This window comes from Desulforamulus profundi (assembly GCF_002607855.1).
In genome coordinates this window covers 1-8,870 of the sequence record NZ_AWQQ01000144.1, presented here as the reverse complement: position 1 = coordinate 8,870, position 8,870 = coordinate 1, and the positions used below count along the sequence as shown (strand labels likewise).

The window sequence follows — 8,870 nt, the reverse complement described above, 5'->3', positions numbered from 1 at the left end:
CCTGGTGGCCGGCCGGGAACACCAGGATATCGCCGACCTGGTGGTGGAAGCAGCCCGGTTGATCGGCAAGGAAAAACTTCTCGATCCCAACTTCAAGTTGTCCGACACCGTTACATCCGAAGAAGGGGCTACCAACCAAGTGTTTATGGGCGTTATCCTCAACAAGGAAACCATGAACAAACAAATGCCCCGTCAATTGGAGAATGTAAAGGTCCTGGTGATTGATGACGCGCTGGAACCTGAAGAAATTGAAGATGAGGCCCTGGGTACCGAAACCGGTTTTGCCCGCTATTTGGAACTGCAGGGGGAATTCAAGGCCAATATTCAGAAAATCATCGACCTGGAAGTCGGCTTGGTGCTGGTTGACCGCGGTGTGGACGATACAGCCGAAGATTTGCTGACCGACGCCGGGGTGATGGTGGTGCAGCGGGTTTTAAATAAAGAGTTGCGCCGGGCGGCGGAACACACCGGGTCCCGTGTGATTAAGCGCACCGGCTTAAAGAAAGAACTGCCTGAGCTGGCAAAATACCTGGGCCATGCCAGAAAAGTCCTGGAGGACGAAAGGCTGGAGCAGGTCTGGATTTTAGAAGGTCAGGGGAAACCCATGGCCACTGTACTGGTGGGCGCTGCCACTGAGGAAGTGGTGGGGGAACGCGAGCGCATTGCCAAGGATGCTGCCAGTTCGGTGCAGGCAGCCATTAAAGGCGGTGTGGTTCCCGGCGGAGGGGCACTGGAACTGGCCGTAGCCCGGGAAGTGGAAAAGGTCCGTGAGAACATCCGGGGCATGGCCGCCTATGGTGTCGGTTGTGTGGCGGAGACCTTGCGCCGTCCCATGGCCCAAATAGTCGCCAACGCCGGCTTTAATCCTCTGGAAAAGATTGGGGATGTGCTGGCCGCCCAGGCGGAACAAAATAAGATTTCCCTGGCGGTGGACTGCGACACCGGTGAAATCATTGATATGCTCGACCTGGGTGTACTGGACCCGGCGCTGGTAAAAATTCATGCTCTGAAAGCAGCCGGGGAAATCGCCGAAGCCATATTGCGCATTGATACCATCATTAAAATGAAGGATTATAAACAACCCCCCGGAGAAGGATTTGACCAGGGGGTTTAGGAGAGGTGATACAGTGACCGAAGAAAATATGAGGCAGGATCAAGAAGAAGCTCGGGAAGAGAACCTGCAAGAAGAGAACTGCATGCATGACCCCGCAACAGAAGCGGCGGTTGAAGAGGCCGGGGAAACTCCCGGCCAAACCGACGGGTTGCCCGATGACCCGGCGGAATTAAAGAAGCTGGTAAGGGAAAAGACCGCTGAGGCGGAAAATAACTATAACCGGGCACTCAGACTGCAGGCAGATTATGAAAATCTGCGCCGCCGCACCCGCCAGGAGCGGGAGGAGCTTTTAAAGTTTGGCTCCGAGCAGTTGATTAAGAACCTGTTACCTGTTCTGGACAACTTTGAGAGGGCCCTGGCCTCCGCCGGGGACGGCGGGGAAAAATTTATCAGCGGTGTGGAAATGATTCACCGCCAGTTAAACGAAGTATTAAATGCCGAAGGACTGACCCCCATTCCTGCCAAAGGGGAGCCCTTCGACCCCAACCTCCATGAAGCGGTTATGCAGGTGGAAGACACCGGCGAACCGGAGAACACCATTGCGGAAGAACTCAGACGCGGGTATTACCTGAAAGGAAAAGTCATCAGACCTTCCATGGTGAAGGTGGCAAAGTCTTAGACTAAAAAACTCAAACAAACCATACACAGACAGACTGGCTTTTCCAAAAGCGAAGCGGAGCATTCGGCTGCGTTGCTTAGCCCGTAATAGCCACAAAGGAATGCCGCATTAGGGCGTAACTATCGTACTTGTAGTTTGTCAAGCGCGGTATATACACGTATGATTTAGACAATCATGAAAACTTCAGAGCGTAGCGTTGGAAATGCCAGTCTGCCCCTTAACTAACACTTCTAAACTAAAGCAAGCATTAGCTTATATCGGTAAAAAAATATCTACCTCAAGAAAGTTAATTAATTTTAGAATATATTTTCTCAGGAGGCTATAACAATGGGAAAAGTAATTGGTATTGACTTGGGAACAACCAACTCATGTGTGGCTGTCATGGAAGGCGGCGAAGCCGTTGTAATTCCAAACGCCGAGGGAGGCAGAACAACCCCTTCCGCCGTTGGCTTTTCGAAGACCGGCGAGCGTCTGGTAGGCCAGGTGGCGAAGCGCCAGGCCGTCAGCAACCCCGACCGGACGGTGCTGTCCATCAAGCGTTACATGGGTACCAACCATAAAGTGATCATCGATGGCAAGGAATATACCCCCCAGGAAATTTCTGCCATGATTCTTTCCAAACTAAAGGCAGACGCAGAAGCCTACCTGGGTGAGACCGTTACCCAGGCAGTGATCACCGTGCCCGCCTATTTCAGTGATGCCCAGCGCCAGGCCACCAAGGATGCCGGTAAGATTGCCGGTCTGGAGGTGTTGCGCATCATCAACGAACCCACAGCGGCGGCCCTGGCCTATGGCCTGGACAAAGGAGAGGACCAGACCATTCTGGTTTTTGACCTGGGCGGCGGTACCTTTGACGTATCCATTCTGGAGCTGGGCGACGGCGTCTTTGAAGTGAAGGCCACCAGCGGCAACAACCGCCTGGGCGGCGATGATTTTGACCAGCGTGTCATTGATTACCTTGCCGTTGAATTTAAAAAGGACACCGGCATCGACCTGACCAAAGACAAAATGGCCATGCAGCGCCTGAAAGAAGCCGCCGAAAAGGCCAAAATCGAACTGTCTGGGGTGGTTACCACCAACATTAACCTGCCCTTTATTTCCGTCGGTTCTGACGGTCCTGTGCACCTGGACATCAACTTAACCCGGGCCAAATTTGATGAACTGACCGCCGACCTGGTGGAAAAAACCATGGGTCCCACCCGCCAGGCGTTGGCCGACTCCGGCTGGATGCCAAGGATATCCACAAAGTTCTGCTGGTGGGTGGTTCCACCCGTATCCCGGCTGTTCAAGAGGCCATTCGGAAGTTCCTGGGCAAAGAGCCCCATAAGGCATTAACCCGGACGAGTGCGTTGCCATCGGGGCTGCCATTCAGGCCGGTGTGCTGGCCGGTGAAGTGAAGGATGTACTGCTGCTGGACGTAACACCCCTGTCCCTGGGCATTGAGACCCTGGGTGGCGTGTTTACCCGCCTGATTGAACGCAACACCACCATTCCCACTTCCAAGAGCCAGATTTTCTCTACTGCCGCCGACAACCAGACCTCGGTAGAGATTCACGTGCTGCAGGGTGAACGGCCCATGGCTGCGGACAACAAGACCCTGGGCAGATTCCAACTGACCGGCATTCCTCCGGCGCCCCGTGGTGTGCCGCAGATTGAAGTGAAGTTTGATATTGACGTCAACGGCATTGTTTCCGTATCCGCCAAAGACATGGGGACCGGTAAAGCCCAGAGCATTTCCATTACCGCTACCGGCGCCCTTTCTGAGGATGACATTAACAGAATGGTCAATGAAGCCGAGAAATTCGCTGAAGAAGACAAGAAACGGAAAGAAGCCGTGGAAGTGAAAAACCAGGCCGATTCCATGATTTATCAGGCCGAGAAAACCATCAAGGACTTGGGAGATAAAGCCGATAAAACCAAGGTAGAAGCGGTCCAAAAAGCCATTGAAGAACTGCGCACAGTAATGAACGGCAATGATATTGATCAAATTAAGAACAAATTAGAAGAACTTACCAAACCCCTTTACGAACTGACCTCCGCCATGTACCAGCAGCAGGCCCAGCAGGATCCCCAGGGCGGCTGCGCCGGCGGCAGCTGTGGCGGTAACGCGCAAAAGGACAATGTTGTTGACGCAGATTATGAAGTAAAAGACGACAACAAGTAGAGCGTTGTAATATAATAAAGTAGTGTTGCCGGATTACAGGGGAATGGTTATTCCCCTGTAATTTATGAATGTAAGGTGGTGAAACATGGCTAAGCGTGACTACTATGAGGTGTTAGGTGTGCCGAGAGGTGCCACCCAGGAGGAGATTAAGAAAGCTTACCGCAAGCTGGCCCGCCAGTACCACCCGGATGTCTACCAGGGCAGCAAAGAGGAAGCGGAGGCCAAATTTAAGGAAATTGCCGAAGCTCACGCTGTATTAAGCGACCCTGACAAGCGGGCGGCCTATGACCAGTTCGGCCACGCCGCCACCGACGGCCAGGGCTTTGGCGCCGGTGGCTTTGGCGGTTTTGGCGCCGACTTTGGCGGGTTGGGCGATATTTTTGATATGTTCTTTGGCGGCATGGGACGGCAGCGTACCGGCCCGCAGAAAGGGAACGATTTGCGGGTTAACCTGGAGGTTTCCTTTAAGGAAGCAGCCTTTGGTGTGGAACGGGATATCCAGGTGCCCCGCACCGAAACCTGTGACACCTGTAACGGCAGCGGCTCCGCACCGGGCAGCAGACCCAAGACCTGTGACGTATGTCAAGGTACCGGGCAGGTCCAATACGCCTCCAACACCCCCTTTGGCCGTATTGTCCAGAGCCGCACATGTGAGGAGTGCCACGGCACCGGAAAAATCATCGAAAGACCCTGCCCCACCTGCCGGGGCGCCGGTCAGATTCGAAAAACCAAAACCCTGCATGTTAAAATTCCCGCCGGGGTGGATGACGGCTCCCGCCTGCGCCTGAGCGGTGAAGGGGAAGCCGGTCTCAGGGGCGGCCCGCCGGGGGATCTTTACGTATACATTCTGGTCCGCCCCCACAAGTTCTTCAGAAGAGAGGGCAATGAGGTTGTCTGTGACATTGACATTTCCTTTGCCCAGGCGGCGCTGGGAGATGTTATTGAAGTACCTACCCTGGACGGTACGGCCGATCTCAGGCTGCCCGAGGGAACCCAGACAGGCACGATTTTCCGCATTAAGGGCAAGGGGATCCCCTACCTCAACGGCAGCGGCCGTGGCGACCAGCATGTCCGCGTCAAGGTGGCAACACCCACCAAGCTGAGTGAAAAACAAAAGGAACTGCTGCGTGAATTTGCCCGGCTAAGCGGCGAAAAAAGCCCCAAGGGGGCTGACAAGAACATCTTTGAAAAAATGAAAGATGCTTTTATGGATAGACTAATAGACTAATACTGCATTTCTTTGTGGTCTAGTTGTTAGACTAATGCTGTATTTCTCTGGGGTCTTGTTTTCAGGACCCGTAAGCAGTGCCCTTTAGTCTAGCAACTGGACCCTAAAGCAATGCTTATAAGTCTAAAGCTACTGAACAACAGTCATATACACAAGTATCTATTACCTGTAAGCTCTCGGTAGGGAGGAGAACTGTTTTGAACTGGCTCGAAATCGCTGTCCATGTGCCCCATGAGGGGATTGACATGGTAAGCAATATTTTTGATGAACTGGGTGCCGGCGGGGTTGTCATTGAAGACCCCGCCTTAATTTCTAGGTACATTGAAGCCAATATTTGGGACCATTACGAATTCCCGCCGGAGGTTCTCAACCGGCCCATGCCCATGGTCAAGGCCTACTTGCCCGAAGGCCCGGAGTTGGAGGACAAGCTGGTGCTGCTGCAGGAAAGGCTGGCCGGGCTGCCCCTAGGGTCAGCACCAAAGGTTGAAACGGCAAGGGTGGCGGAAGAAGACTGGGCCACCGCCTGGATGGCCTACTACAAGCCGGTGGAAATTGGGCGTAAACTGGCGGTAAAGCCAGCTGGGAAGAATATACCCCGCCGGACGGTCGAGTGGTTTTGGAACTGGACCCCGGCATGGCCTTTGGCTGCGGTAATCACCCCACCACCACCATGTGCATGGAGTTTCTGGAGGGAATTATAAAAGGCGGCGAGACGGTTGCGGATGTGGGAACCGGTACAGGGATTCTGGCCATTACCTCCGCCAAACTAGGTGCCGCCAGGGTATTTGCCGTAGACCTGGATGAAGTGGCGGTCAACGTGGCAAGGGAAAATGCGCGGTTGAATAAAGTTGAGGATAAGGTAGAAGTTCTCCACGGCAACCTGTTGGACCAAGTGAACCGGCCGGTGGACATTGTCATCGCCAATATTGTGGCCAACGTGATTATCGTCCTGGCACCGGATGTGCTAAGAATTCTCAAACCTGGGGGTACTTTTATTACCTCAGGAATCATTCGGAACCGGGCGGAGGAAGTTAAGGAGAAGCTGGAGCAGACCGGATTTAAGGTTTTAGAGCGCAAGGAAGACGGGGAATGGGTGTCTTACCTTAGTGTTTGGGAGGGATAAAATTGCCCCGGTTTTTTGTCCAACCTGAACAAATTAAAGAAACCACAGCCATTATCACCGGGCCGGATGTCAAGCATATCACCCGGGTACTGCGCATGGCCGTGGGAGATCCCCTGACCGTTCTGGATGGCACAGGGGCTGTTTACCAGGCAGAGATTCGTGAAATAAATAAAGAAGAAATCCTTTGCCGGCTGCTGGGACAAGAAAAGGCGGACTCCGAACCGCATCTCAAAGTGACACTGGTCCAGGGGCTGCCCAAAGGCGATAAAATGGAAACCATTATTCAGAAGAGTACCGAGCTGGGGGTGCACCGGATTATTCCCCTGGCAGCGGCCCGGTCGGTGGTTAAATTGGAGGGCAAAAAGGTGGCCGAGCGTCAGGAACGCTGGCAGCGGGTGGCCATGGAAGCCGCCAAACAGTGCCGCCGGGCCGGTGTTCCGGAAGTACAACGGCTTTGTCGCTGGGACGAAGTACTGGCCGGCATCCCACTGGGCGCACTGGTATTGATGCCCTGGGAGGACGAAAGACAGCAATCCCTTAAGGAGGTCCTGCAAAACGTGGCAGCGCCCTCCGAGGTTTACCTGTTCATCGGTCCGGAGGGCGGTTTTACACCGGAAGAGGCAGCGCGGGCCAGGGAGCAAGGCTTTCATAGTGTCACATTGGGACACCGTATTCTGCGCACCGAAACGGCCGGGCCGGCGGCCTTGACCATGGTGCTGTATCATTACGGGGAACTGGGTTAGGAGGTTAGTCGATGTCTAAAACCGCCGCCATCTATACCCTTGGCTGCAAGGTCAACCAGTATGAATCTTCCGCCATCGGTGACCTGTTCCGTCAGGCCGGTTACGTAATTGTGGACTTTGAGCAGCCCGCCGATGTCTATGTCATCAATACCTGCACCGTGACCCACCTGGGGGACCGCAAGTCAAGGCAAATCATTCGCAGGGCAGCCAAACAAAACCCGGCGGCGGTGATCGTGGTTACGGGCTGCTACGCCCAGACTTCTCCGGGGGAAGTGCTGGAGATTCCCGGCGTGGACCTGGTGGTAGGAACCAGGGATAAGAGCAGGATTGTCAAACTGGTGGAGGCCCATTCCGGGGAAAGGGGACCTGTGAATGCCGTTGTAGACGTAATGGCAAGCGATTGTTTCGAAGAACTTCCGGTGCCCGCCGAACAGGGGAAAACCCGGGCCTTTCTTAAAATTCAGGAAGGGTGCAACAGTTTTTGTGCCTACTGCATCATTCCCTATGCCCGTGGCCCCGTGAGAAGCCGCCTGCCGGAAAATGTCCTCCGTTCTGCAACAGAGCTGGTCAATCAGGGTTTTCAAGAAGTTGTTTTGACCGGTATTCACATCGGGGCCTATGGCCAGGATTTTCACGGTCAGAACATTAATTTGGGCTGGCTGGTGGAACGCCTGGCGAAAGTACCGGGACTCACCAGACTGCGGCTGGGTTCGGTGGAACCCCATGACATTAATGATGCCCTCATCGAGCCGTGGCCAATAACGCCAACGTTTGCCGCCACCTGCATATCCCGCTGCAGAGCGGGGACGACGAAATCCTGGCCAGGATGAAACGCCGCTACAATACCCGCCAGTTTGAGGAATTAATCATACGGATTTACAGGACCATTGAAGGAGTTGCCATTACCAGCGATGTTATCGTGGGATTTCCCGGAGAAAAGGAGCTTCATTTCCAGAATACCTTGAATACGGTGGGCAAGTTAGGATTTGCGGGCATTCACGTTTTTAAATACTCGCCTCGCAAGGGGACCCCGGCGGCGGAAATGCCTGATCAAGTTTCGCCGGAGGAAAAAGAAGATCGCAGCAAAAGGCTGATTGAGCTGGGGAACCGGTTGGCCCATGAGTATGCCGGGCGGCAGCTGGGCAAGGACCTGCAGGTACTGGCAGAGCAGCCCTATGAGAAGGATGATAAACTGTTTGAGGGCCATACGGATACCTATCTCAAAGTAATATTCCCCGGTGAGAAAAATTTGCGGGGGAAACTTGTTACCGTACATATTGAAGAAGTACAGGGATCCCTGGTAAAAGGCAGAATTATTTAACAGGGTTGCAGGATAATATTGAGGGCGTGTTGAATAAACTTTTAGAAAAGACTATGTTTATATAGTTTATTTTGCCCTGGGGGGAGGTGTAGTTGGTGCAAAACTGCCTCTTTTGTAAAATCATTGCCGGGGAAATACCGTCCCAGGTGGTATATCAAGATGATAGGGTCTTTGCTTTCAAGGACATCGCACCTGTAGCTCCGGTACATGTATTGATTATCCCCAAGAAACACATTTCCACTCTCGAGGACCTGAACCCCGAAGATGCAGAGATAATGGGCCACATACTCGTCACTGCATCCAAATTGGCCAGGGAACTGGGATTGGAAAAGGGATACCGGGTGGTTTCCAATTGTAAAGAAGAGGGAGGCCAAACGGTGTACCATGTTCACTTCCACCTGATCGGGGGAAGAAAGATGCAATGGCCTCCGGGTTAAGAGGTTATTGACTGTTTGGAGAGTTTGCGTTATAATTAAATGGTATTGTATTTTTGCAATTTTTACATCAATATATATTCGTACAGATCCAAGGTCTTATGGTTTGGCGGAGGGAGGGAAA

The 8,870-nt window shown here is 53.3% G+C and carries 5 protein-coding genes and 3 pseudogenes; all 8 read left to right on the top strand.

Annotated elements, in window-relative coordinates; all coding sequences use genetic code 11:
- A partial coding sequence (locus P378_RS17575; RefSeq protein ID WP_099084109.1) for a TCP-1/cpn60 chaperonin family protein occupies positions 1-1,114 on the top strand: 1,114 nt, incomplete at its 5' end.
- A 13-nt stretch (positions 1,115-1,127) separates the two neighbouring features.
- Positions 1,128-1,733, top strand: coding sequence for a nucleotide exchange factor GrpE (gene grpE / locus P378_RS17570; RefSeq protein WP_420796023.1), 606 nt, complete (start codon positions 1,128-1,130; stop codon positions 1,731-1,733).
- A gap of 327 nt (positions 1,734-2,060) precedes the next feature.
- Positions 2,061-3,897 (top strand): annotated as a pseudogene (gene dnaK / locus P378_RS17565) (molecular chaperone DnaK).
- 85 nt (positions 3,898-3,982) lie between these two features.
- Positions 3,983-5,125 carry a molecular chaperone DnaJ gene (gene dnaJ / locus P378_RS17560; RefSeq protein ID WP_099084107.1) on the top strand — a complete coding sequence of 381 codons (1,143 nt, stop codon included), beginning with the start codon at positions 3,983-3,985 and terminating at the stop codon, positions 5,123-5,125.
- A gap of 245 nt (positions 5,126-5,370) precedes the next feature.
- Positions 5,371-6,248: pseudogene (gene prmA / locus P378_RS17555) on the top strand (50S ribosomal protein L11 methyltransferase).
- Positions 6,249-6,250: 2 nt separating this feature from the next.
- A complete protein-coding gene (locus P378_RS17550; RefSeq protein WP_099084106.1) occupies positions 6,251-6,991 on the top strand; it encodes a 16S rRNA (uracil(1498)-N(3))-methyltransferase in 741 nt (246 codons plus the stop codon).
- Between the two features lie 11 nt (positions 6,992-7,002).
- Positions 7,003-8,312: pseudogene (gene mtaB, locus P378_RS24365) on the top strand (tRNA (N(6)-L-threonylcarbamoyladenosine(37)-C(2))-methylthiotransferase MtaB).
- A 95-nt stretch (positions 8,313-8,407) separates the two neighbouring features.
- On the top strand, positions 8,408-8,749 hold the full coding sequence (locus tag P378_RS17540; protein ID WP_099084105.1) for a histidine triad nucleotide-binding protein: 342 nt from the start codon (positions 8,408-8,410) through the stop codon (positions 8,747-8,749).
- The last annotated feature ends 121 nt before the right edge of the window (positions 8,750-8,870 follow it).